This window comes from Citrobacter sp. TBCS-15 (assembly GCF_005280815.1).
Lineage (GTDB): Bacteria > Pseudomonadota > Gammaproteobacteria > Enterobacterales > Enterobacteriaceae > Citrobacter > Citrobacter werkmanii.
Genome location: NZ_SZWK01000227.1, coordinates 1 through 468, shown reverse-complemented (window position 1 = coordinate 468; position 468 = coordinate 1). Strand labels below are relative to the sequence as shown.

Sequence of the window (468 nt, the reverse complement as noted above, 5' to 3'; positions counted from 1 at the left end):
TAACGGTTATGAAGTTATTGAACCTAAATTTAAGTTTTATAACTTCTCTGATAAGACTAGGTTTGCACCTTTATATTATGCTGGAGAAGAAGAACTAACTAGTGATAAAGAATTTGCAAAAGAGGTTGAAGAAGATAGCGAAGAATATGTGGCTTTGAAAATTTTAGGTTTCCTTAAAGCAGAAGTATGATAACATCTTTTGAATCACTAGCTAAAAGGCGATTGATAACTCTTAATTATCACAAAAAAGATAGTCAGCAGTACATCAATAGCTTAAATTACTTTGAATATGCTAGAATGTACTTCGAGAAAAATGGTTTCCCAGAAGATAACAGGCGAGTTTATCAAAGTGGTAAACGAAAAGGTCAAAAGGTTGGCTGGTCTGATAAAGAGGAAAAACAGCAGAAAGAAGATATTAGAAAATTCATATATGAAAAGCAACTACAAAAGTTTAAGGGCAGAAGAAAA

At 31.8% G+C, this 468-nt stretch carries 2 protein-coding genes; both read left to right on the top strand.

All coding sequences use genetic code 11. The annotated features are described in order from the left end of the window. A partial coding sequence (locus FDW96_RS12795; protein WP_047692792.1) for a hypothetical protein occupies nucleotides 1–190 on the top strand: 190 nt, incomplete at its 5' end. After that, the coding region (locus tag FDW96_RS12790; protein ID WP_137365790.1) for a hypothetical protein at nucleotides 187–468 on the top strand (282 nt) is incomplete at its 3' end. The genes FDW96_RS12795 and FDW96_RS12790, both read left to right, overlap by 4 nt.